This is a genomic window from Reichenbachiella sp. 5M10 (assembly GCF_002742335.1).
Classification (GTDB): Bacteria; Bacteroidota; Bacteroidia; order Cytophagales; family Cyclobacteriaceae; genus Reichenbachiella.
This window is the reverse complement of the sequence record NZ_MDGR01000007.1, coordinates 2,721,238-2,745,316: the sequence shown is the minus strand read 5'-3', so window position 1 is coordinate 2,745,316 and position 24,079 is coordinate 2,721,238. Positions and strand designations below refer to the sequence as shown.

24 protein-coding genes are annotated in these 24,079 nt (G+C 45.8%); 7 read left to right on the top strand and 17 right to left on the bottom strand.

What is annotated here, in order from left to right:
• Positions 1–137 precede the first annotated feature (137 nt).
• The 3 genes from ligA to dapA are packed head-to-tail and all read left to right on the top strand — an operon-like array spanning position 138 to position 3,539.
• Positions 138–2,156, top strand: a complete 2,019-nt coding sequence (ligA, locus tag BFP72_RS10885) for an NAD-dependent DNA ligase LigA (RefSeq protein WP_099599168.1) — start codon at positions 138–140, stop codon at positions 2,154–2,156.
• 38 nt (positions 2,157–2,194) lie between these two features.
• Positions 2,195–2,671: a hypothetical protein gene (locus BFP72_RS10880; RefSeq protein ID WP_143520039.1), complete on the top strand. Its 477-nt coding sequence runs from the start codon at positions 2,195–2,197 to the stop codon at positions 2,669–2,671.
• Entirely contained in the window at positions 2,664–3,539 is an 876-nt protein-coding gene (gene dapA / locus BFP72_RS10875) for a 4-hydroxy-tetrahydrodipicolinate synthase (RefSeq protein ID WP_099599166.1), read from the top strand. The genes BFP72_RS10880 and dapA overlap by 8 nt, the downstream gene beginning before the upstream one ends.
• A gap of 72 nt (positions 3,540–3,611) precedes the next feature.
• On the opposite strand, the gene BFP72_RS10870 is transcribed toward dapA, so the two are convergent.
• Both BFP72_RS10870 and BFP72_RS10865 read right to left on the bottom strand, forming a co-directional pair.
• Complete coding sequence (locus BFP72_RS10870; RefSeq protein WP_099599165.1) at positions 3,612–3,788, bottom strand: histone H1; 177 nt, start codon at positions 3,786–3,788, stop codon at positions 3,612–3,614.
• Between the two features lie 103 nt (positions 3,789–3,891).
• A complete protein-coding gene (locus BFP72_RS10865; RefSeq protein WP_099599164.1) occupies positions 3,892–5,139 on the bottom strand; it encodes a pyridoxal phosphate-dependent aminotransferase family protein in 1,248 nt (415 codons plus the stop codon).
• A gap of 276 nt (positions 5,140–5,415) precedes the next feature.
• Here BFP72_RS10865 and BFP72_RS10860 point away from each other — a divergent pair, with 276 nt between their 5' ends.
• Positions 5,416–5,994, top strand: a complete 579-nt coding sequence (locus BFP72_RS10860; protein ID WP_099599163.1) for a Maf family nucleotide pyrophosphatase — start codon at positions 5,416–5,418, stop codon at positions 5,992–5,994.
• Here BFP72_RS10860 and BFP72_RS10855 read toward each other — a convergent pair.
• The 7 genes from BFP72_RS10855 to BFP72_RS10825 form a co-directional block, all read right to left on the bottom strand.
• Positions 5,978–6,646: a DUF3575 domain-containing protein gene (locus BFP72_RS10855; RefSeq protein WP_099599162.1), complete on the bottom strand. Its 669-nt coding sequence runs from the start codon at positions 6,644–6,646 to the stop codon at positions 5,978–5,980. The genes BFP72_RS10860 and BFP72_RS10855 overlap by 17 nt on opposite strands.
• A gap of 15 nt (positions 6,647–6,661) precedes the next feature.
• Positions 6,662–7,267, bottom strand: coding sequence for a DUF3575 domain-containing protein (locus BFP72_RS10850; protein WP_099599161.1), 606 nt, complete (start codon positions 7,265–7,267; stop codon positions 6,662–6,664).
• A 13-nt stretch (positions 7,268–7,280) separates the two neighbouring features.
• Positions 7,281–7,865 (bottom strand): DUF3575 domain-containing protein, encoded by a 585-nt coding sequence (locus BFP72_RS10845; protein ID WP_099599160.1) that lies wholly within the window; start codon positions 7,863–7,865, stop codon positions 7,281–7,283.
• A 25-nt stretch (positions 7,866–7,890) separates the two neighbouring features.
• The gene (locus tag BFP72_RS10840) at positions 7,891–8,340 is read right to left on the bottom strand and encodes a hypothetical protein (RefSeq protein ID WP_099599159.1); all 450 of its coding nucleotides are present in this window, start codon (positions 8,338–8,340) and stop codon (positions 7,891–7,893) included.
• 158 nt (positions 8,341–8,498) lie between these two features.
• Positions 8,499–9,785 (bottom strand): citrate synthase, encoded by a 1,287-nt coding sequence (locus tag BFP72_RS10835; protein WP_099599158.1) that lies wholly within the window; start codon positions 9,783–9,785, stop codon positions 8,499–8,501.
• 68 nt (positions 9,786–9,853) lie between these two features.
• On the bottom strand, positions 9,854–10,678 hold the full coding sequence (locus tag BFP72_RS10830) for a prohibitin family protein (RefSeq protein ID WP_099599157.1): 825 nt from the start codon (positions 10,676–10,678) through the stop codon (positions 9,854–9,856).
• Positions 10,679–10,765: 87 nt separating this feature from the next.
• Complete coding sequence (locus tag BFP72_RS10825; protein WP_099599156.1) at positions 10,766–12,022, bottom strand: asparagine synthetase B; 1,257 nt, start codon at positions 12,020–12,022, stop codon at positions 10,766–10,768.
• 248 nt (positions 12,023–12,270) lie between these two features.
• Between BFP72_RS10825 and BFP72_RS10820 the strand changes: the two genes are divergently transcribed.
• Entirely contained in the window at positions 12,271–13,044 is a 774-nt protein-coding gene (locus BFP72_RS10820) for a hypothetical protein (protein WP_099599155.1), read from the top strand.
• A gap of 177 nt (positions 13,045–13,221) precedes the next feature.
• Here the strand turns inward: BFP72_RS10820 and BFP72_RS10815 are convergent, their stop codons facing one another.
• Together BFP72_RS10815 and BFP72_RS10810 are read right to left on the bottom strand one after the other, a co-directional pair.
• Positions 13,222–14,613 (bottom strand): sodium-dependent transporter, encoded by a 1,392-nt coding sequence (locus BFP72_RS10815; protein ID WP_099599154.1) that lies wholly within the window; start codon positions 14,611–14,613, stop codon positions 13,222–13,224.
• 90 nt (positions 14,614–14,703) lie between these two features.
• Positions 14,704–16,098: a nicotinate-nucleotide adenylyltransferase gene (locus tag BFP72_RS10810; protein ID WP_099599153.1), complete on the bottom strand. Its 1,395-nt coding sequence runs from the start codon at positions 16,096–16,098 to the stop codon at positions 14,704–14,706.
• Between the two features lie 167 nt (positions 16,099–16,265).
• On the opposite strand from BFP72_RS10810, the gene BFP72_RS10805 reads away from it, so the two are divergent.
• Entirely contained in the window at positions 16,266–16,811 is a 546-nt protein-coding gene (locus BFP72_RS10805) for a hypothetical protein (RefSeq protein ID WP_099599152.1), read from the top strand.
• Positions 16,812–16,855: 44 nt separating this feature from the next.
• On the opposite strand, the gene BFP72_RS10800 is transcribed toward BFP72_RS10805, so the two are convergent.
• The 3 genes from BFP72_RS10800 to BFP72_RS10790 form a co-directional block, all read right to left on the bottom strand.
• Entirely contained in the window at positions 16,856–17,773 is a 918-nt protein-coding gene (locus tag BFP72_RS10800) for an ATP-binding protein (RefSeq protein WP_099599151.1), read from the bottom strand.
• 99 nt (positions 17,774–17,872) lie between these two features.
• Positions 17,873–18,307 (bottom strand): peptidylprolyl isomerase, encoded by a 435-nt coding sequence (locus BFP72_RS10795; protein ID WP_099599150.1) that lies wholly within the window; start codon positions 18,305–18,307, stop codon positions 17,873–17,875.
• Between the two features lie 88 nt (positions 18,308–18,395).
• Positions 18,396–19,100 carry a 16S rRNA (uracil(1498)-N(3))-methyltransferase gene (locus tag BFP72_RS10790; protein ID WP_099599149.1) on the bottom strand — a complete coding sequence of 235 codons (705 nt, stop codon included), beginning with the start codon at positions 19,098–19,100 and terminating at the stop codon, positions 18,396–18,398.
• Between the two features lie 1,005 nt (positions 19,101–20,105).
• Here BFP72_RS10790 and BFP72_RS10785 point away from each other — a divergent pair.
• Positions 20,106–21,113 carry a tetratricopeptide repeat protein gene (locus tag BFP72_RS10785; protein WP_158233378.1) on the top strand — a complete coding sequence of 336 codons (1,008 nt, stop codon included), beginning with the start codon at positions 20,106–20,108 and terminating at the stop codon, positions 21,111–21,113.
• Between the two features lie 79 nt (positions 21,114–21,192).
• On the opposite strand, the gene BFP72_RS10780 is transcribed toward BFP72_RS10785, so the two are convergent.
• From BFP72_RS10780 to BFP72_RS10770, 3 genes are all read right to left on the bottom strand, one after another.
• Entirely contained in the window at positions 21,193–21,750 is a 558-nt protein-coding gene (locus BFP72_RS10780) for a mechanosensitive ion channel domain-containing protein (RefSeq protein WP_099599147.1), read from the bottom strand.
• A gap of 81 nt (positions 21,751–21,831) precedes the next feature.
• Positions 21,832–23,313: an XRE family transcriptional regulator gene (locus tag BFP72_RS10775; RefSeq protein ID WP_099599146.1), complete on the bottom strand. Its 1,482-nt coding sequence runs from the start codon at positions 23,311–23,313 to the stop codon at positions 21,832–21,834.
• Between the two features lie 15 nt (positions 23,314–23,328).
• On the bottom strand, positions 23,329–24,042 hold the full coding sequence (locus tag BFP72_RS10770) for a hypothetical protein (RefSeq protein ID WP_099599145.1): 714 nt from the start codon (positions 24,040–24,042) through the stop codon (positions 23,329–23,331).
• Between the last annotated feature and the right edge of the window lie 37 nt (positions 24,043–24,079).

The window sequence follows — 24,079 nt, the reverse complement described above, 5'->3', positions numbered from 1 at the left end:
AGAATCGAAAAGCATTAATTAACAGATTCTATTGAATAAGTTAAAATATTAAAATTGCTTCCCAATATTGAACAGATCGACACCCGAACTAGGAAACTATTTTTAAATTTGTCTTTGCCTATTTGGCTAGAATCCCAATGACACACGACGCAGCACATACAGAGATTGAGCAACTCAGTCAGCAGATCAATCACTACAATCATCAGTATTATCAGGAAAGTAAGTCTGAGGTGTCTGATTATGAATTTGATCAGTTGTTGAAACGGCTCATTGAGTTAGAAGACCAGTTCCCAGATTTGAAGAAGGCGGATTCTCCGTCTCAGCGTGTAGGAGGAACGATCACCAAGTCTTTTGAGACGGTGATACACAAGCATCGCATGCTGTCACTTGCCAATACTTACAGTGCCGAGGAGTTGCGCGAGTTTGATGCTCGTGTAGAAAAAGGGCTTGGAGGGCAGCCCTATGAGTATTTTTGTGAGCTCAAGTTTGACGGGGTAGCCATTAGTTTGACCTATCGTGATGGGATGCTCGTCCAAGCGGCTACTCGTGGAGACGGTACGCGAGGTGACAATATCACGGCGAATGCCAAGACCATCCGATCCATCCCCTTGAAGATACGTGGGACAGGGTATCCAGAGGAGTTTGAAGTGCGTGGAGAGGTGTTTATGCCGAGTACGGCATTTGCTCAGCTCAATGAACAAAAAGAAGCTGCGGGAGAAGAGCGGTTGGCTAACCCAAGAAATACTGCGTCGGGAACCTTGAAAATGCAAGATTCGTCCATTGTGGCAGCTCGCAAACTGGACTGCTATCTGTATAGTCTGCTAGGAGTAGAGGGACAAGTGGATTCGCATGCCTCGGCCATACAAAAAATCGAAGAGTGGGGCTTTCATGTCTCACCGACATATCAAAAATGTGCGACAATCGAGGAGGTCATTGCCTATGTCGCCCAATGGGAAACGAAACGCCATGAACTGGATGTTGAAACAGACGGTATTGTGATTAAGGTCAATGATCTTGACCAACAAAATGAACTGGGATTTACAGCTAAAAACCCGAGGTGGGCTATCTCCTACAAGTACAAAGCAGAGAATGCATTGACTAGGCTCAACGACGTGGTGTACCAGGTAGGGCGTACCGGTTCAATCACTCCAGTAGCTGAATTGGAGCCAGTCCTCTTGGCAGGGACGACCGTCAAGCGTGCATCGTTGCACAATGCCAATGAAATCGAAAGGCAAGATCTGCGCATTGGTGACTATGTCTATGTAGAGAAAGGGGGAGAGATCATTCCGAAAGTGACTGGCGTAGATTTGACACAGAGAGCAAGTGATCTGGAGCCTTTCGTGTATGTGACGCACTGCCCAGCATGCCAGACCGAACTCGTGCGCTACGAAGGAGAAGCGAACCACTACTGTCCCAATATTGAAGCATGTCCTCCACAAATTAAAGGGATGATCGAGCATTTTATCCATCGCAAAGCAATGGATATTGATTCGCTTGGGGAGCAGACTATCAAACTGCTATATGACAAAGGTTACCTACACAATGTAGCTGATCTCTATGATTTGACACATGATCAAATCATAGAGTTGGAAGGCTTCAAAGAACTGAGTGTGCAGAACCTACTGAAAGGAATCGAAGCATCTAAGCAAGCTCCCTTCGAGTTGTTGTTGTTTGGTTTAGGGATCCGGTTTGTTGGCAAGACGGTGGCTGAGAAACTTGCTGTACATTTTAAGTCAATGGAGCAGCTCATGCAGGCGGATTTTGATTCATTGGTAGCAGTACCGGAGATTGGAGACCGTATCGCGCAGAGTTTGTTGGATTATTTTTCCAAGGAGGAAAATCAAGTATTGATTTCTCGACTCAAAGATGCAGGTTTGCAGATGCAAGTGGACGAGTCACAGTTTGAGACCAGTAGCGATGTGCTAGGAGGGAAAGGATTTGTGATTTCAGGGGTGTTTGAGAAGCATAGTAGAGACGAACTCAAGGCCATGATCAAAGACCATGGAGGCAAAGTAGTATCTTCTATCTCTGCCAAACTAGACTACTTGCTCGCAGGAGATAAAATGGGACCTGCAAAATTGGAGAAGGCGAATAAATTAGGAATTACCATCATATCCGAAATGGATTTTGAGGAGATGTTGACCAAGGGAAAATGATAGGGAAGTATTTAGTGAACTGGAAGACGAAGTTCGCATTGAAGAAACATAAGGAGGGTCGAGGTTCTGGAGGATATGCAGAAGCCAAGAGTGTTGGCATACTATATAGCTATTCTACCGAGGGGAACCATAATTCTACCAATGAACTGATCAAGAGAATTGAGAATGAGGGCAAGACAGTGAAAGTCATGACCTTCATCTCTGGAGCAAAGAAAACCGATACCTATGCCTTTCCTTACTTCAGTGAAAAGGACCTAAGTACAAGTGGAAAATGGACCAAGCGCGAAGTAGAGGACTTTAAGAACGAGCCATTTGATTATTTGCTTAGTCTCGACAAGGGGATTGATAAATATTCGAAAAATATATTGGCTAGCTCACCAGCCAAATGCCGTGTAGGTCGATTTGCAGAAGGGGTGAGTGAGTATTTTGAAATGATGATTAATCATGATGATGATGGTTTTGCGTCTTTATTGAACCAAATGCATCATTACATAAAAAAAGTTAGAAATGAATAACAAGTTTAAAGGAACGGGTGTTGCTTTGGTGACACCATTCAACGAGGATTTGAGTGTGGATTATGATGCGTTGGCTACCTTGGTGAAGCACGTTTCTGATGGAGGAGTAGACTATCTTGTAGTGATGGGAACTACTGCTGAATCTCCGACATTGACTGGGACTGAGAAACTGGATGTGCTCCGTTTTGTCAAATCTCAGAATAGCAAGAATTTGCCAGTGGTTTATGGGCTGGGTGGCAATGATACGATGGCTATGGTCAAGAAATTCAAAAATTTTGAGATCGAGGTTGATGCTTTTTTGGTGGTATGTCCGTACTATAACAAACCAAATCAAGTAGGACTCAAGGCGCATTATGAAGCAGTGGCTGATGCGGCAAAGAAGCCAATCATACTCTACAATGTACCGAAACGTACCGGAGTGAATCTGGATGTGTCGACCATACTGGATTTGGCACAGCACCCCAATATCATAGGGGTCAAAGAGGCATCTGGTAATCACGTGGCACAGTGTATCGAGATCGCTCCTGGTATGCCGGAGGGGTTTTTGTTGACGTCTGGAGACGATGATTTGATTATCCCCTTCATGGAAGCTGGAGGGCATGGGGTCATCTCAGTGATTGCCAATGCTCTGCCCAAAGAAACTACTGCTGTAGTCAATGCGGCCTTGGAAGGGGATATGGATCGGTCCAAAGCACTGAATAGTAAGTTGGTTGATCTTCTCAACCTGATTTTTGTAGAAGGGAATCCCACAGGGGTCAAGGCATTGTTGGCCTGTATAGGTGTGTGCAAGAACGTTCTTAGATTGCCACTGGTGGCTTCTTCAAAGGAGCTGTATGCGCAGATAGAGGCTGCTTACAAAAAGCTCTAAGCTTTTTAGAGAGTAAAAGACATAAAAAAAGGAGTGATGCAAATCACTCCTTTTTTTATGTCTTGAGATCAATTAACCTTGGTTCTTGATATCCTGAACTTCTACTCTGATTTCTTGAGCAAGGTTCTTAAGCTCTTGCATTCCTTTTCTTACTCTAGTACCAGCAGCTTGATTCTTTTTGTCATAGAATTTATCGAAATCACCTTCCAACTCTAAGATCAAGTCTTTTACTTCATTAAATCTGTTCATATTGTTTTATAATTTAAGGTTATTGAATATTAAACAAGTGGAGCAATTTATATCAAAAAACGTTAACCACACATCGTATGACGTGTTTTTTGAAAAAAAATCACTACGCCAATTGACCAACTTCTTCGGTCTGATATACTCCTTTGTCGAGTTTCTTTTTGATTTCTTCGAATACCCGAATGGTTTCGTTGACATCCTCCATGCTATGTGCCGCTGTTGGGATAATTCTCAACATAATGACCCCTTTAGGGACTACTGGGTATACAATCATGGAGCAGAAGATGTTGTAGTTGTTTCTCAAGTCCATGATCATGTTGGCAGCTTCTTGCCACACACCATTGAGGAAGACCGGAGTGACAGGAGATTGGGTTTTTCCGATATTGAACCCTTTCTCCTTTAGACCGCTTTGCATCGCATTGACAATAGTCCAAAGCTTGTCTTTCAACTCTGGTTTAGATTTGAGTAAATCCAATCTCTTTTGGTTGCCAATAACCAAAGGCATTGGGAGAGACTTGGCAAAAATCTGAGATCTAACGTTATACTTCAAGAACTCAATGACTTGCTTGTTTCCTGCTACGAAACCTCCGATACTAGCCATGGATTTGGCAAAAGTTGAGAAGTAGAGATCCACACCTTCTTGAACGCCCTGCTCTTCGTCAGTACCAGCACCTGTTGGTCCCATCGTACCGAACCCGTGCGCATCGTCGATCAATAGTCTGAACTGGAACTTTTCTTTGAGTTCAACTACTCCTTTGATATTACCCATGCTGCCAGACATACCGAATACTCCTTCGGTGATGACCAATACTCCACCACCGTTTTCGTTGGCGAGTTTTTCAGCTCTAGCGAGTTGTTTTTCGAGGCTTTCCATGTCATTGTGCAGGTACACAAATCGCTTGCCTACGTGCAACCTCAATCCATCGATGATCGATGCATGACATTCTGCATCGTATACCACGACATCCTTGCGACCAACCAAAGCATCGATCAGGGACATGATCCCTTGATACCCATAGTTGAGTAGCATACAAGATTCTTTGTTTACAAACGCTGCGAGATCATTTTCGAACTTTTCGTGATGCTCAGTGTTTCCCGTCATCATTCTAGCTCCCATTGGGTATGCGAGTCCCCAATCCTCCGTTGCTTTTGTGTCAGCTTCTCTTACTTCCGGGTGGTTAGCTAGGCCTAGGTAGTTGTTCAAACTCCAGGTCAATACTTCCTTTCCTCTGAATTGCATGCGAGGAGCGATGGGGCCTTCCAGCTTCGGAAACATGTAATAGTTGGTGTGATCCATGTCTGAATGCTGCCCTAATGGGCCCATGTCCTTCGAAAATTTTTCAAATAAATCCATTAATTGTCTATTCTTTATTGATCTTGGTCAATTGTAAAATGACTGCAAATTTAACATATTAAGGTACTTAGGCAATAGCCGCCTGTCAAATTGTACCTATATACAGTCATGCAATATACTGTTTAAGCGCTGTTTGAACAGTAGAAATCGTATCAAAAAGATGCAGAGTACTAAAAATATCACTGTCTGTATGATGTGTTGAGCTTGTTTTGCAGTACTTTATGCAAATGCAGCGGTGGGCTTGGCAGATGCCAAAGGCTTTTCTAATTTTAGCATATGGATAAGAAATTGATATTGGGATCTAATTCTCCACGTAGGCAACAGCTCATGAGTGAGGCAGGTTTCTCGTTTGAGGTCATGGGATTGGATGTCGACGAGCAGTATGGTGAGATGCCCTCTTTGGAGGTGGCTGAGTATTTGGCAAAGAAGAAAAATGTAGCCTACCGAGAGGTTCTCACAGATGAAATCGTAGTGACCGCAGATACTGTGGTGATCCATGAGGACAAGGTTTTGGGTAAACCCCAATCAGAAGCAGAGGCTGTTGAAATGATCCAATCCATGTCGGGGCAGGTGCACGAGGTAGTTTCGGCCGTTTGTATCTCGAGTCCAGAGACTGAAGTGAGTTTTAGTGACCGTGTGCGTGTGCAGATGCTCCCATTGACTCCTGAAGAAATCCAACACTATGTGTCCGTCTACAAACCCATGGACAAAGCAGGAGCCTATGGGATCCAAGAGTGGATAGGACTGATAGGAGTGGGGAGTATTTCTGGGTCATTTTACTCGGTGGTAGGACTGCCTATCCATCGAGTGTATCACTGTCTCAAAACGGAGTTTGCCCTTAGTCCGTCGTTTTGATTTTGGACGTTCCAAAACGGTAGCCGATGTTAAACCCAATACGGAAGTCCCAGTATTTGCTGTCTATTGTATTGTCGTCTGTGTAGACTTCATAGGTGATTGGATCTACTAGGTTTTCGATACTGGATTGGAAGGTAGGTGTATGATAGTCGTAGTAGGCGATGCGGCCCAGTCCTGTATTGAAACTTAAAATTACATTGGATCGGGTGACCCATTTCATGCCTAGATTGAACCCAAATGCAAGTTTTTCATAGTCTACCTTTAGCTCTGTATTTTCATTCAATCTATCGCCACCTGAGGTATACCCTGACTCAGTGATTGTTTGGGTTTTGTATCCGTTTTTGTAGCGGCTGTAGAGCCCTAGGAAAAATCCATCAGCTCCTCGGTTAGGGAAGGGGTAAAAGCGGAGCTCGGGCCCTACATAGTAGTATTGTTGGTCTTCATTATTTCCTGGAAACCCATATACATAACCTCCAAATGCCCCCAAAGTCGCATTGCCGTCAAAGGACAGGAATTCATAGTTCATGTTGGCCTCATAGAATATGAGGTTGCTCAGGTTGATTTGAAAGTCTTGCTGTGCGCTCGCTTGTGGTCTGGAGGCCAAGAAGAGTAGGATTGAGACACCTAGGTATTTGAGGGATGAATTGTTCATGTGTTTTACGTATTGTTAGTCGAAACGGTACCCTATACTCAGGCCAAGTCGGAACCCGAAATTTTCATCATCCGAACCACCAGGAGTGTGGTCTAGATATTCTTCGTCTGCATAGATGGCGAGAAGGTTTCGATCGATACCTCCTGATACTCCGAATACAATGTTGTTGCGGGTGACCCATTTGGATCCTAGGCTGATTCCAAATGCTACTTTGTTGTACGTAGAAGAGTAAGTCCTAGAAATCCAGTTGCCATTGATGTCGTAGGTTCCATCGTCAGCGGAGGTTGCTTTGCCTACACTGTATCGGGCATATACTCCTAGATAGAATCGGTCGATTTTGTCTTTCGGGTATACATAGTATTTCAATTCGGGACCGATGTAGAAGAATTCGTTCTCTCCCCCTTGATTGTCAATGCCTGGGTGGATTTCATCTATTCCATTGGGGAGACCGTAATGGTACCCTGTAAATCCTCCGAAACTGACATTGTCATTGAGAGCAGCTTCGACTGAGCCGGATGCTTCGAATAGCATCAGGTTGACAAAGTTGAACTGTGCGTCTACTTGTGCGCGAGTGCCGAGGGCACAGAGACTGAGTAGTAGGACAAGGAGTGATTTTTTCATGCTTTAGTCTTTACTATTTGCTTGCAGCGTCAAAGCGATACCCGATATGAACACCTATCCTGAAGCCGAAATTTTCATGGTCAGAAGATCCAGTGTCATAGTTTAAGTAGTCTTTGTTCTCATAGTTGGAGACAAGATTTCTGTCCAAACCACCAAAGAATCCGAAGATAATATTGTTTTTTGTCACCCATTTGGATCCCATACTGATGCCAAACGCGAATTTGTTGTAGTGTGATACCGGTTGTTCGGCGGGGGTATTGCTGTAGTAGTCCCAGTTGGATGCTTTGGCTTCTCCATTGCTGTATTTGGCGTAAAGTCCAACGAAAAAACGATCCAATTTCCCTTTGGGGTAAACATAGTATTTGAGCTCTGGCCCGATGTAGAAGTATTTGTTGTATCCGTCTTCGTCGGCCAGGTCAGGCATCCCGTAGAAATAACCCGTGAAACCTCCGAAACTGATGTTGTCATTGATCCCCTTTTCGATAGAGCCTGAAGCATCAAACAGTAGTATGTTGACCACATTGAGATTTACGTCGGTCTGCGCTTGACCGACATAGCACCCGAGGCACAGGATGAGTAAGAGTAGGTTGGATTTCATACGTTTAAGTTTTGTTGGGAGAAAGTCAAAAACGGAACAATCGAGCTGTTTCTCCCCAAGGGATTCTGCTGAGTATTAGTATTAGCCCGATACTAAAAAATATCAATTGCTTTTTGAATTTTTCTTTATCCGTTGAGGCTCTTTTTGCTTTGGCTTTCCCGATGGTGATCACTGCGATGGCTGCTATCATGATTGTCACATGCTCAACAGCCCAGTATCTCAAGGTTGCGTTTTTCATGACTGATTCACTCCCGCCAAATGCGTTGAAAGCATATGGGCTAGTGAAATACAAGCCCAGTCCTAGCAAGAACATCAAATGTATACATCCTACAAATGCAGAGGCGATTGCATTGTCTGCTTTGGAGTAAGGGATGCTACCCTTGCTGCCCATGAATGACTTGAAGATAGTAAGGACTGCAAGAATCAAGATGATCCATCTGAGCCAAGAGTGTGCGTATAATAAGATGCTGTACATGTCTGCAATGTGTTTGTGAATGAGTAGCTAAATTAAGCCCGAAGTTTTAATAGAGAAGTAAAAAACTGTAAAAATTGAACTCAGCGTATACGATAGCGAGGAGAAGGCATAAAAAAACCCTGACGGTGATCGACAGGGTTTTTAGATGTTGTTGTCAACTATCGTTTGTTGATGTCGACATAAGCTCTATCTGTTTCTCCGACATATACTTGTCTTGGTCTACCGATAGGCTCGTTGTTTTCTCTCATTTCTTTCCATTGAGCGATCCAGCCTGGGAGTCTACCTAGGGCGAACATCACGGTAAACATTTCGGTAGGGATACCGAGTGCTCTATAGATGATGCCACTGTAGAAGTCCACGTTCGGGTAGAGTGATCTTTTGACGAAGTATTCGTCTTCCAATGCTTTCTCCTCTAGCTTTCTAGCGATATCCAATACTGGATCGTTGACGCCCAACTTGTCCAAAACGTCGTTGGCCGCTTTCTTGATGATTCTTGCTCTTGGATCGAAGTTTTTGTACACTCTGTGTCCAAATCCCATCAAACGGAACGGATCGTTTTTGTCTTTGGCTTTGGCCAAATACTTGTCGGCATCTCCACCGTCAGCTTTGATAGCTTCGAGCATTTCGATTACGGCTTGGTTTGCACCGCCATGGAGTGGTCCCCATAGTGCGTTGATCCCTGCCGAAAGAGACGCATACAAGCTCGCTTGCGACGAACCTACGATACGTACGGTTGAAGTAGAACAGTTTTGCTCGTGATCTGCGTGCAAAATCAAAAGCGTATCCAATGCTTTGGCTACAACTGGGTCTACTTTGTAGTCTTCGGTCGGTAGAGCAAACATCATCTTGAGGAAGTTGCCACAGTAGTCCAGTTTGTTGTCTGGGTATTCTACAGGGTGTCCCATTTGATTTTTGTAAGCCCAAGCTGCGAAAGTAGGCATCTTAGCAATGATGCGAATGATGCTTAAGTTCACCTCTTCGACGGATCTGTTTGGATCCAAAGACTCTGGGTAAAACGCCGTCTGCGAAGTGACCAAAGAAGATAACACGCCCATAGGGTGTGCTGTAGAAGGGAATCCTTCCAAGATCTTTTTGATGTCCTCGTGTACAAGCGTGTGCGTAGTGATATCACTTTTGAACTTGTCCAGCTCAGCTTGAGTGGGCAACTCTCCGTAGATCAAAAGGAACGCTACCTCGATGAAACTTGACTTGTCAGCCAACTCCTCGATAGAGTACCCTCTGTGTTTCAAAATACCTTTTTCTCCGTCGAGAAAAGTGATTGCACTTTTGGTTGCTCCGGTGTTTTTGTACCCCGGATCTAATGTTGTCAGTCCAGATTGTGCACGTAAGGTACCGATGTTGATTGCTTTTTCGTTTTCGGTTCCTACTTCGACTGGCAGTTCTATTGTTTTATCTCCTACCTTGATTTCTGCTATTTCTGACATTGTCTACTGAATATGTTTACGACTAAAATTTATCGCGAATCTAAGGATAAATTGACGGAAAAAGAAGCTTAGTTATTACCTAATATGAGAGGTAGTCCATCTTTTCCACTCCCAATCACTACGACCTTGGCATTGGGTGAGTTGGCGAGCTCTTGTGTAGCCTCGATCCCTCTCATTTTGAGTAGCTCTGGTGTCAAACTGGAGTTGATGATTTTGTTGGCCTTGGCTTCTCCTTCTGCTGCGATACGCTTTCTTTCGGCTTCACTTTTTTCTTTGTCCAGTCTAAACTGATACGCGAGTGCTTCTTGCTCTTGCTGGAGTTTGTTTTCGATGGCTTGTTTGATCTGAGCAGGGAGGTTGATTGATCGGATCAGCAGCGCTTTCATGATGACGTTGTTTTGAGGACTGGCGAGGGTCGACTCTGTCTCCGCTTTGATGGAAGTTTCTACTTCTGATCTTTTGGTGGAGTAGATTTCTTCTGCAGTGTAGCGCCCCATGACTTGTCTCACAGACGAGCGTACTTCTGGAATCACCAATACACTGATGTATTCTCCTTTGAAGTTTTCTTGGATTTCGCCGATTTTGTCTTTCATCGGAGTGAAACGTATCGACATGTCTACATTGATAGAGAGCCCGTTTTTGTCGAGTACGTCCATGCTTTCTTCTACCTTGCTTTCGGATACATCATAGGTGTATATGGTGGTCCAGGGTGCTTTGACGTGCCATCCGGGAGTGATGATGTTGTTTTTGTCAAGTTTACCCGAGAGGGTGTAAAAGGCCAGTGCTCGCTCCGCGGGCTCTACCTTGAAAAACAAACTAGAAGATAGGCTGATGAGGATGAATACCGCGACAGCTCCCACGAGCAGGAGGGGTAGTAATTTTCTATTGTCCATGTGTATTTGGTTTTGGGGATAAAATATGAGTGGTCGAAGTTACGAGATAGCGCGAGATATGTAGAACTATTCGTACTTCATTCCTGATTAAGTTTTTTGTTTCTTCTTTTTAGCCGCTGGAAACAGGATGTTGTTCAGAATCAATCGATAGCCGGGTGAATTGGGGTGTAGGTTGAGGTCGGTAGGCTCTTCACTGACCATGTGTTGGTAGTCTTCTGGGTCATGCCCTCCATAGAAGGTCCAGAAGCCCTTGCCAAAGACACCATGGATGTATTTGGCTTCTTTGATCGATTGGGTCTCTCCGAGTATGACGACTTCTGATTTGACGAGTTTTTGTTTGAATGCCGTCGTTTGCCCCATGAATCCTTTGAGGATGTGTTGGTGGTTTTGGGTGAGCATGGTTGGTACCGGGTCCCATTTGGCCGAAAACTCAAAGAGGGTGAAGTAATCTTCGTCTTCTTTGAGCCCTCGTTGAGCAGGAGAAGTGTCAATGCTTGAAAACTCGTAGACGTAGGGGTTGCGTTCGAGGATGAAATTTTCGAAGGCAAAGGTCTTGGAGAAATCTAGTTTGGATTGGGCTTGTGGATCCATAGGGTCTCCATCAAACATGGATTCGCAGATGTCAACCCCCTCGGCAGACAAGGCTATATCGTAGGTGTCAGTGGCAGAGCACATGGCAAAGAGAAAGCCGCCGCTCGCGACATAGGCTTGTATTTTTTTGACGATAGCTAGTTTGAGGTGGGAGACTTTGCTGAAGCCGTGTTTGCGAGCGGATTCTTCGTATTCGCGCTGTTGCTCTTGGTACCAAGGGAAATGTTGGTAAGCCCGGTAAAATCTTCCATATTGTCCGGTGAAGTCCTCGTGGTGCAGGTGTAACCAGTCGTACTTGGGTAGCTCGTCATACATGAGTTCGTCATCGAATACCACGTCGTAGGGGATTTCGGCGTAGGTCAATACGAGCGTCACAGCATCGTCCCACGGCTGTTTGCTCTTTGGAGAGTAGACGGCTATCTTGGGGACTTTGTCGAGTCGCATGGCGTCCATGTTGGAGGCGGGGCTTGCGATCTCTGTGAGGATGGAGTTGGCTTGAGCGTCCGAGATGACCTGATAGCTAACCCCCCGAATGATGAGTTCGTTTTCGAAGGCTTGATAATACGGGAACAGGAAGGCACCTCCTTGGTAATTGAGTAGCCAATCGACTTTGACGTCATTTTCTAGTACCCAAAATGAAATACCATAGGCCTTGAGGTGGTTGGACTGTGATTCGTCCATTGGCAAAAACAAATAGGATGCTTTGGCCTGTACGGTGATCAAGAGGAAAAAGAGTAGTGCGATGCGCTTCATGCAATCCGTGAATGATTTAAGGTCAAATTTATCAAGACCTTGGAAAGTTAACCGAAATATGCGCATTAATGTTTCGGCAGAAGTGTCCAATGGTGTTTTTCCCTTACCTTATCGGGGATTAAATGTAGAGAATAGCCCATGAATTCTGATTAAGTATATAATTTTAAAGCTAGAAGTGAAGGATTCAATCAAGGATCAGCCAGTTGTTTGATTGCTTTTTTTGATCAGTACAAATCGAAATATAGTTGATGAGATACCTGTATGTAGTATGGATGTTGGTTTTGGTGCATGTCGCTTTGGGGCAAGATGTGCATTTGACAGGAGTCAACAAGGGCGAAAGTCTCTACATCAAGAACCCATATCTGGTAGATAGAGAGTCCTTCTGTATCCAATCGATAGAGGTCAATGGCAAGGTGACGCAAACCAACCTGCGCTTGACTGCCATCCGTCTTGGTTTTAGCGATGTGGAACTTTATTCTCCTGTCAGCATCAAGATCAGTCATGCGGATAGTTGTCAACCGAAGATAATCAACCCTGAGGCTATTCTTTATTATTCTTCATTCAAGTTTGACAGCCTTGTTCTCAACGATTCCATACTTCACTGGTACACCAAAGGAGATCGTACAGAAGGGCGATTTGTCGTAGAGCAGCTCTCCGTGGATCATTGGGAAGAGGTGATGACGATCCGTGCCAAAGGTCGATTTGACGGGGCACAGTACGCTTATTTCCCAGAGCAGAAAGATGGTGGCAACAAATACCGGATACGCTACGAACTCCCCAATGGACGATACCTGTATTCGGATGAAATCGAGTATTACCATTATCCAGATGGGGTGACGTTTTCTCCCAAGGTCGTCACTGACTTTATGTACCTCTCTCGAGAGGCTCGATTTGAGATACTCAACAGTCAAGGAGAGATCATCCTCCAGGGGACAGCCAAAAAGATCCCACTCAGGCGGCTTCAGCCTGGGGACTATTCCATTGTGTTGGAAGGTGACCTGGACACTTTCGTGAAAAAGTAATCCATGAGCTCCATGGGTCTGAAGGAGTGAAATAAGTACCCCCAAAGATGTTAAGGGTTGATCCCCATCGTAGCTGATAGCCACTGGCCCCATAGTCATAGAAAAAGGACGTGGGAGAAGTCAAGGGGATATCCTATCTCCCTTTGAGATCTGCCATCGAATCGATCGTCGCTTGGTTTATTTGATGATGTCTATACCGAAAAAGTTGCTGAGTACTACAAGAATGAAGAGGATACCAAGTAGTAGCGGGCATACATAACTCACAGCTATGTCGATGAATTTTTTGACAATCGAACCGTGGTAGCCCTCATAGCCTTGTGCGAGTTCTTCGTGTAGATTGGCTTTTTTCCAGACATAAGCAGCAAAGGTGACAATCAGGCATCCACCAAAGAGGAGGAATATATCGGCCAATTGTCCCAAGAAAGTCATGAAGTCGGTCGGAGTATCTGCACCGACATAGGTGATGAAATTGGTGAATAGTTCGCTGTATCCATTGCCGATCAGCGAAGGTATACCTGCAGTGAAAATGATACCTGCCATGATGATGACAGCTGTGTTTCTTTTGGCTTTGTACTCGTCCACGATGTAGGCTACAGGTACTTCGAGCAGGGAGACTGTAGAAGTCAGCGCTGCGAAGGATAGCAACAAGAAGAACAATGCGCCGATGACAATGCCCAATACGGGTCCTAGAGATTGAAAGACTCCAGGGAGGGTCACAAAGATCAACCCTGCGCCACCTTGGATGTTGCTCATGTCACCTCCTGTACTGTATGATACGAGTGGAAAAAGCATGAGACCCGCAAAGAAGGCAATCCCCACATCAAACAAGGTGATAGAAGCGGCCGAACTGATGATGTTTTCTTTTTTGGAAAGATAGCTTCCATAGGTAATCAAGGCTCCCATGCCTAGTGAGAGAGAGAAGAAGGCTTGTCGGAGGGCTCCACCGATGGTTTTGAGGTTGAGTTCAGAAAACTCAGGAACCAAATAGTACTTGATACCTGTCATGGCATTGGGTAGGGTAAACGAGTAGGCCAAGATGCCTAAGATCATGATGATCAAGGTGGGCATGAGTATCTTGGCTGCTTTTTCAATCCCGCCAGCGACTCCTTTGGAAACAATCAGAGCTGTGGCTCCCATAAAGAATACCGCATATATTGCGATTTTCCAGATGTCAGTGATGTATTCGCCAAACTGCTTGCCAATGTCAAAGTTGCCCTTGGCCATTTCGATGAAGTACCCGAAAGCCCATCCTGCTACGACGTTGTAAAACGAGAGAATGATGATGCCACTGACTATCCCTAAGATACCGAGGTATTTCCATTTGGGGAAACCCAATGCTACGAAAGCACCCGCGGGGTTCTTTTCGGTTTTTCGACCAATAGCAATCTCTGTCACCAAGACGGGGAAGCAAAGTACAAAACAAAAAACCAAGTAAAGCACGACAAATGCGGCTCCACCACCAGCTTCTACTTCAAAAGGAAATTTCCAAATGTTGCCTAGACCTACTGCCGATCCTGCAGCAGCTAATATAAAACCCAATCGATTACTGAAATTTCCTCTTGCGGCCATTCTGTTGTTTTATGTGAATCACGAAGATATGTGAAAATGTACGATCTATAAAATCTTAGTAGTGTACTTCGTTGTTTTGGTTAGGATTTATCAAGGCTTGTAGCAAAACATCTTGTTTTCTTTGATCATTTGGGCGATCATCGGCGGGACGAATTCCTCCCAGTTGGGTTGGCCTGACTTGATCATTTGGAGGACTTCTGCGGACTGAATGTGCTGAATGTCACGTTTGGCAGAGTCGATGTCTTCGATGTAGTTGTTCTCTTTGAGGTAGAGATAGAGGTGCTCCATGTGTTTGGGAGGGGAGAAGTTGATGGAGGTCTCTATCTTGCCTTGGTAGAGTGTGGGGTAGACGAGTAGCTTGACATTGGAGCCAAACAGCCTGCTGAAGGACTCGAGCATGCCGCCCTTGAGGTTGTGGTAGTAGTTTTCATCAAAGAGCTTGCGGAGGTTGTCTGTGCCTACGACAAAGGCCATGCGCTTGCCTTTGGTGAATTGACTCAAGTATGCGGAGAGCTTGTAGTGTTCGGTGTAGTTGGAAATGAGGACGTTGTGGTCGAGGGAGTTGAGGAGCTCCACCCGATCTAGGAAGTCCGTCTCGTCGATCTTGCCTTCGGTCGTCAGGTCGTTGAGGGTCAGTTCGGTGGTGATGAGGGTGCGCTCAGGGTCCACTAGCGGGTCTTTTCTAAACTCCGTGATGGCAGAATCGATCATGTCCTCACTCACGATGGTGACCGGTCTGAAATAGCCTCTCAATACACAAATGTTCTTTTTGTACAGGAAGGTTGAAGGTTGCTGGTTGTTGCCTGCTTTGTCAAACATGGCCGCATGCGTCAGGCCATACTTGACAAGCTTGAGACTCATGAGTCGGTTGTCTACGTGTTTGAAACCAGGGCCTGTCAACTTGAAATAATCAATCTCAACGCGTCCTTCGCTGATGTTGTCTACGATGGAGACCATCATGCGGTCTGGATTGCTGTGGTGGTTGTAGCAAGCATAGATGAGGTTGACACCTATCTTGCCTAGTACCTCCTGTTGCCAAATTGTCTCTGGGTCCTTGAGTACCACGTGGATGATGAGGTCGTTGTATTCGCCGTGAGGCTCTAATTGAAAACGACAGCCGATCCACCCATGCCCTTGGTTGGTTTTTTTGAAGTTGATCGTCTCGATGGTGTTGGCGAAAGCAAAGAACTTGCTCGTGTCTGCTCTCTTGGTCAGACGCACGGAGAGGAGTCCGTACTCCTTGTTGAGCATTTTGAGGAGTTTTTCTTCGCACACATAGCGCTCAGTAGCCCCATAGATTGCATCCGAAAAATCCATGTCGTACGCCGACATGGTCTTGGCTATGGTGCCTGAGGCTCCTCCCGCTTTGAAGAAGTTGGAAGCAACTTCTTGGCCTGCGCCGATTTCGGCTAGTGATCCATAGATTGATTCGTTGAGGTTGAGTGTTAGGGCTTTTTCTTTCGTCGTGTGTACGCCTGATTCCATAGTATTTTGGAGTTTGGGCAAAAGTATGGACTTGTCTAACTTTATTGAAAACCTTATGGTTTATTTTTGATAAAAATGAACTTATTTGAACACCTTCTAAATCAAACATGTTCTTTTACAGCAATCGATATGGCTTTGACTTGTTTTTGAATTTCACATAGAGAAAAATGATACTTGTAGATTTGGTGTTGAATGATGGAAATGAAGCCTTTTTTGTGGCGGGTGCTGTTTTTTCTGCGTTGTTTCTTCTGGCCATTGTTGCTTACTATATCGATTCACTCAATTTGTTTTATTACCGCAAGGTCAATTTTCGTTTTGAGGATATCGAAGTGACGTACTTCTACAAGTGGAAGCTCTTGACGAGCAAAGGGAATCCGTATTTCATCTGGCGAAAAATTCGTTTTCAAAACCATAGCACAGGGATGGGAGCAGAGTATGTGATGGATCCCGTGTGCGAAAAGGGCCATATAGTCTATATCTACCTAGATCAAAACTACCGGACACACACAGGGATGCTTTTTGATGTGATTGCGGTACGGGATTCGGATGTATCGATGGGGTTTGACTTGTATTCGTTGGATGAGTTGGGCAAGCACTATGTCTATGCGCGTCGGGACGGAGAGACGGAGTACATTGGGATGATCGAGCGGGGCAAATTTTATGAATCGGAGGGGATGTTTAGGAATGTAGAAAGCAAGGAACTCAATTATTAGAGCGGGTTTCGTCATTGTTGAGTTCCTTGCTTCGGTCTAGGGTCTTAGTACTCTATTGGTTCGGGAGCCTCGGCTATGCCATAGGCTACTACGCGGTTGTCGAAAAAAGTAGGAACGAATATGAGCCCTTGAGAAAGCAATGGGTAGATGTCTGCGGCGTTGATTTTTTCTTCACGGGTATCGATCAATAGTGTTTTCGAGCCTCCCGATGAGACGAGGTAGATTTGACCTGGCCAGGTAGACACGATGAAATAGTCAGAGAGCGCAATCACCCCATCACCTCCCATGATAGAGTCTGTAATGATCTTGGTTTCTTTGGTCTCCATGTTCATTTCGATGAATTTGCCATGAGGGCCGTAGGATGCGATGAACAGCTTGCCGTCGGCGATATCTAGGCCATTGGGGTTTTCGAGGGCGGGGTCTGAGACGAATGTACTCAGCTGCTGGTCTTTGATCATGCTGATGATGTTGGTCCCGGTATCCGAGATCAAGACAGTGCCATCGTCGGTAGTCGTGATGTCATTGAGAAATGCAGCCCCTTCGATGGGGTATGTTGCGATGATTTCGGCCTTATCGATATCGATTTCTACGACTTGATTGATGTCTGTGACGAATAGGCTGTTGCCGACGATACCCATACCTTTGGGGGCAGAGAGGCCTTCGATCCATTTGAGGTTGAGGATTTCTCCATCTGTAGGAGAGACTTGTGCGATGAACCCATCTTGGTCTGCCTTGTCAGGCGGGGTGCCGTTGATACAGGAGACGAAGAGTACATCGAGTGTAGGGTGGTAGATCACTGCCTCGCTGGTCGTGAGTAGGCTGTCCGTTTCCCACATTTTTTGAAGAGAGATGTTGAGGGAGCTTTCTTCGTCGGTATTTGTTTCGTTCTCAACTTGTGCTTGTGGCTTTTGCTGGCAGGCAAATCCAACCAGCAAAAGCATCAGTAGTGTTGTGTTTTTCATGGTTTAGTTTTGATGTGATAGGACTAAGTTAGTGTATCAATCAAAACATCAAAAACAATCCAGACCAAGATCTGTACTCCATGAAAAGCGACGAAGAAATTAGTCTTCGGTCACGACTACTTTGTCCATCACGTCGCCTTGACGAATTGCGTCGATCACTTCGAGTCCATCTACTACTTTGCCAAATGCAGTATGGTGTCTATCCAGACCAGAAGTTTGGTCTCTACTGTGGCAGATAAAAAATTGAGATCCACCTGTATTTCTCCCTCTATGTGCCATCGATATTACTCCTCTGTCATGGTATTGATTGTCGCCATCTAGTTCACAGTCGATTTCATACCCAGGCCCACCTGCACCGGTACCGTCAGGACATCCTCCTTGGATTACGAAATTTGGGATCACACGGTGAAAGGTCAACCCGTCGTAGTAGCCTTTTTTGGCTAGATCGGTGAAATTTTTGACGGTATTGGGAGCGTCCTTCTCAAAGAACTCTAGTTTCATGACTCCTTTTGATGTATGTATTTCTGCTTTCATGTTATTTGAATTGAAAAATGAAGGGCAAATCTAAGGAATCATGTGCTAAAAAAGTGTGAGGGATCTAGGATTCGTCTAGGATGCTCTTCTATCGTCCGTTGACGAGGTTGAAGGTGTGTGCTGCGATGATGCCTGCTGTCTCGGTGCGCAGGATACTGCTCCCGAGATTGACCGCTGTGGCTCCATGTTGTACGGCAGTCTGGACTTCCTCCGGGGTAAAATCCCCTTCGGGTCCTATCAGGATCAAGGTGTTTTTTTGGGGTTGAATCAGTGTTTGGAGTGCTTCTTCTTGCCCTGTCTCGACATAGGCTATGAAGGATTGTGTGGCCAGTGACTCGAGCTGGGTGACGAAGGACTCGTAGGGGGTGAGCTCATCAATTTGGCATTTCCAAAAGTTCTTGGATTGCTTCATCGCACTGATGGCTTTTTTTTCGAGACGCTCGAGGTTGACTTTTTTGCGCTCGGTGCGTTGGGTGAGGAGGATGGTGATTTGTGCGGTGCCCAGCTCGCAGGCCTTCTCGACAAACCACTCCAGCCTATCGATGTTTTTGGTTGGAGCGATGGCCATGTGTACTTGGGCGTGTGTATGCATCAGCTGTTCATGGTTTGTGATGCGAAAGGCACATTTGCGGAAGTTGGCATCCGTGATTTCTGCTTCGTACTTTCCTCCCTTGCCATCCATGAGATGGATGGTGTCACCGACTTTCTTTCTCAGCACCTTCACAGCATGGGAGGATTCTTCGGTGCTCAGGACTGGATTGGTCGTGGGATTGGGGTGGTAGTAGTAGTTCATACAAGAATATTTTGGCTAAAATATCAAATTAGAAGATATAGATGGATTTTGGTTGGGATCATTTTGTCTCGTTTGAGATTGCTGCAGCTATCAAAATGTGTGGGCGATTTTGACATTTGATACGAACGTTTTCTGTGCCCTGGCCCTTTTGGAGATGTCGATGAGGGAGTGATTTCACTACTGGAGTAAGCCAACCGTACAGTGTCTCACCTTCATGGCTTGTGTATGCTCCATTGAGGGATAGTCGCCGATGTCTCTGGTCTCTGTGCACCGATTGGGGTATCTGGCATATGAACTTGAAACCTTTGGAAGCAGTGACTAGTCACTTGACTACTTAGAAATGAGTGTTCGCTTAGGGGGCGGTTTCTAAGTAATTGGGGAGAAGGTACGGTTGGACCGTGGAGCACAGACCGTTGGAGGAAGGGTGGGACTTTCGTAGCGATAGGAGTATTGGTAAAATACCCTCCTAGGAAGCTCCTAAGGCCGATTTTGGGAGGGTGTTCCGAACACGTGTGTTTGCGTCGACAAACACACGTGTTTGGGAGGTCAATCACGTGTGTTCGGAGCGTCAAACACACGTGATTGAAACCGCAAGCACAGGTGCTTGGTTTGAGGGGCTCCTTACGGGGCTGAATTTTGCCCATGTGACTCAAGTTTTCGACGGTATTTGATCGCGTTTCGATGACCTCAAGTCCATGGACTACTTAGTTTTGGAGATGGGTAGCAGAGCAGGTTTCTGTCGTGACTTGCATCAAGTGAGAACGACATTGAAACTCTTGAGGGCTGTGTTTTCGAATGCGGCTGAATCTTTCCGACGGTGTCAGGCGCAAATTCAGTAAATAGCTGGCAGGAGATAGAAGGAGGATTATGATAGGGATATTTGTATCTCTAGTTTTGGTAGGGGGTAGGTTGTCACACCTACTCGTCTGCCATTCATGGTACAAGCATTGGGCATAAGTTCAATTTTCTCTTTTGATTATGCTTTGCTCTGATGAGCTTTGCGTCATGCAAAAATCATGGACGTTATTTCTTTTAGTACTGGCTGTCGTAGCAGCTTGCAGCCCTGCTAACCGCAAAAATCGCATCAAATACACTTTTGAAACGGCCAATAAGAAGCTTAATGAGGGCTACTACGAGGAAGCCGTCGTGCTCTATACGCAGGTGCTGGACAAAGACCCGGAGATCACAGATGCCTATCTCAATCGTGGAGTGGCTTACTACGAAATGGGCAAGTATGTCCTTGCGCTGGCGGATTACAATGAGGTCTATCGCCAACGCCCAGCATACCACGAGGTGCTCTTCAATCGGGCGTATGCTTACATGGAGTTGGAGCGCGTCCAGAATGCCCTAGAGGACTTGGAGTTTTTGGGGCAGATCTATCCAGACACGGCCTTGCTCGCAGTAGTGGAGGGGCTAGTGTACGAGAAGCAGTCGGATTATCCCAAAGCGATTGAGTGCTTCACGGTAGCCATTGGACGGGACGCAAACAATTTTGACGCCTATTCCAACCGTGCGGTCATGCAGTACAACCTTGAGGATTATCCTGCTGCCAAGGTAGATATTCTGGAGGCTCTGACGATTCATCAAAACGAACCCTACGCACTCAATACACTGGCACTCATCGATGCAGAGATGGGGGAGCTGGCAGAGGCGGATTCTGTGATCCAACTGGCCATGAGTATGGTTGGGGGACAAGCTTATTTCATCAACAATGCGGGATACATTCAGCTCAAACAAGGGGACATACAAGCTGCTGATTCGTTGATTCGCTTGAGTTTGAAATATGACGATAAGAATCCCTTTGCGTACAAAAATCTTGGCGAACTCTACTTGGAGAAGAAGCAAGTGAATGAGGCGGTTTCGGTTTTGCAGCAATCCATCGCACTGGATTCGGGACTGATAGGGAGCTACGAGCTGCTGGTGGATGCATACCTGTCGATCAATGATCACGTCTCGGCATGTGCGGTATATGAGTTCCGTGCAGATCAGCTTGAGCGCAACCCCTGTGAGTAGGAGCTGTCGTCGCTACCAAACAAAAGCCCCAAGAAGAGATACTTCTTGGGGCTTTTGTTTTTTGATGGGACTGAGGTCTTTACATCAGTTTTTTGGTGCCTTTTTCTACATTGTGCCCATCCAGATGGACGATGTAGCGCTGGATCGCCATGTTGTTGGGGTAGTAGATGTGATCTCCCTCCGCAATGAGGATTTTGATCGAAAAGAGCGAAAGATTGAGCACTTCCCCCTCGACCGAATTGGCCCCATCTACGATTTTGATTTTTGACCCGATTTTGATCGGAAAAAAGAAAAATAGAATCACTGAAGCGGTGATGTTGCTGACCATGGACCAGTTGGCAAAAAGCCCCACACCTACGACGGTCAGTATCGAAGCGATGTAGATCGAGAGCCCTTTGAGAGAGACCTCCCATACGATGCCTGCGAGGACGAAGCAAAGCAATAGGACAAGGAAACCGACGAGTTTTTTGACGTAGACAGACCGGGCGGGATCAAAATTTTGTTGAATGGCCCGATCGAGAATAGTTTTTTGTAGGAATTTTTTCAAAATGAAATATATCCCAACAATGATGACCGTACCTCCTAGTTGAATGATGGGGTATGCGCTTTCTGTTTCTCCAAACCAATTTGAAAACATATAGTTGCTGTGTTATATCTGTAAAACTTTGCGTCAATGTTAAGAAGAAATTGGGAGCTTTTGAAAAGCAAGGGTAGGAAATCAACTCAACCCATAGTCCCTCAATAATTCGATGCGCTGTGCTTCTTTTTTCTTGCCATCAAATACCGTGGCAGGAGCGACTCTTTTGTTGCAGTTGGCGGCAGGGCATCGTTCGCAGGTGTCGTGTACGAGTTTGGTTTTGATCGAGCTGTCTTGTAAAAAACGGATGGTGTCTCGTGCCTTGTCGTTGAGGCGGATACCAAGTGAGAGGCTATTGTTGATGCCCAGAGTAGGACTAAAAGGCTTGGCCAATGAGAGCAGTAGAAACTCTTCCTTGGTGTCGAGGTATTGGGCAATGTGCGCACCGCCGATGATTTCGTCTGGTTTTTGGGAGAGTTCGTTGAGCATTTGGATAAACTCCCATCGCCTGCAAAAGTGCTCTTGCAAGACGGTACCTCGTGGCTGATGTTGCCGCGACAAGTGTAGTTCCTTGCTGAGGGAGTAGTAGTTGGTACCGGGCTTGTGGTTAAACTTGAAAAAGAACAGCTCTTTGAGTCCAAAGGAAGCTGGGAGCAAGTTGGTCATTCGCTGTAGTACCATCTCAGGTGTGGCATTGTACTCGCGCATGGTGTCGATGAGGATGTTTTGGTTCCACTCATCGTTTTGAAAAAAGGCCTTGAGGTCTTTGGTGAAGTCGGGCTTGTTGATGAGAACCGCCGAGGCGAAATAAGAGGCCAAGAAGTCGTTGAGTACTTGGTCGAAGCTGTCGATTTTGACCCAGGGCATGGTGTAGTTGCGTTCTTTGAAAGCGAGGTAGTTGTACCCGACCTCTTTGGCGAGATAGAAGGCCCGCTGTCTTGAACTTAGCTTTCGGTTGAGAATGAGGTGTTTGCGTCGACGCTTGATGACCGTGAGGGTACGCATGTCGTTGAGGGCTTCATGTCCATCAAAGTCATCCCATACGATTTCGTAGTTGTACTGGTCGACGAGGTAGTCTTCAAAATGATGTGCTGACAAGTGTTTTTGCCGAATGGCACAGGTCGATTGGATGAATTCTTCTGCTTTCTTTTCGATCTCATCGAAGTAGTTTTCATGGATCTCTTGATAGGAGCGCAGTACGGAGAAATAAAAGGTCTCCACCCGTACGTCGTAGTTGCGACTGACTTCCAGCAGGGTGCCAATGAAGGCGTTGAGCTTGGAAGGGGCATTGGAGAGAAGGTCAAGCAATCGTGAGGCCTCTAGACCGAAGAGGTCGAGAGGGAGCTCGGAGAGGATGCCAGAGTGCATCAACTGGGTGATGGGGGCGAGGGTCTTGTCTAGCATCTCCGATTTGAGATCCATAGGGTGCACTTTGAGCGCTTGTGCCAGCGAGATGATTTTGTCTGTTTTTGGGTATTTCTTTCCTTTCTCGATCTCGTTGAGATAGGAGACGGAGACTCCACAGGCATCGGACAATTGCTGTAGCGACAGGTTGAGCCGTTGCCTATATTGTTTGAGTTTTATTCCGAAAATTAACTTGATGTATTGTTTTTCTAGCGGCATACAAGGAGGGTTCGATTAGATGCTTTCCTCATTCTTGACGAAAAGTTGAAGCAAAGATGTGAGGTGTGCAAATAAAACCGCAGGTACTATGAAGGATGGGAGCCAAATGAACGGAAAATAAAAAACTGCGACATTGGGAGTCTCGAACGCAAAGCGCTGAAAGGAGTAGGGGGTGGACAAGATCGCATGCGTCACGATGTTGACGAGCATGCCTAGCGCGATGAGGTTCCAAAGGATGGCACCATACTTGACTTTGCTGCGCAGACCGACCATGAATATCGCTACGAAGGGTGCGGAGATGCCAGATAAGATGTCGTAGTTGATGCCTTCGAAAGTCAGCAGCTCGGGCACCCAATGAGCAAGAAATAGCCACCACAATCCGATTTCTATTGGGATTCGGATGATGTGAAGGTAGGTCAGTGTCGTGATGGGGATGCGCAAGATGAACGCTCTGCTCTTGGCGACAAACAATGACCCAATCACCACGAGGCATGGTGGGAGTACGGCAAACATTAGCTTGGGAGGGATCGTGTCAAAATCTACAAAAAAATCATAGAGTGCCAAGGTGCCGATGAGGAAGAGCCACGCGCCAATACAGACGGAGAGGATGAGTGCGGAGTTGGAGTGTTTGCATTCGGCTTTTTTGAAGCCAAAGTGTAAGAAAAGTAAGGTGGTCAATGTGGTCAGCAAGAAGACGACATAAACATAATAAGGCAGTTGAGCGGTCATGCTTTTGATGCTAGTTCATCCCAATTTATTGATTTAT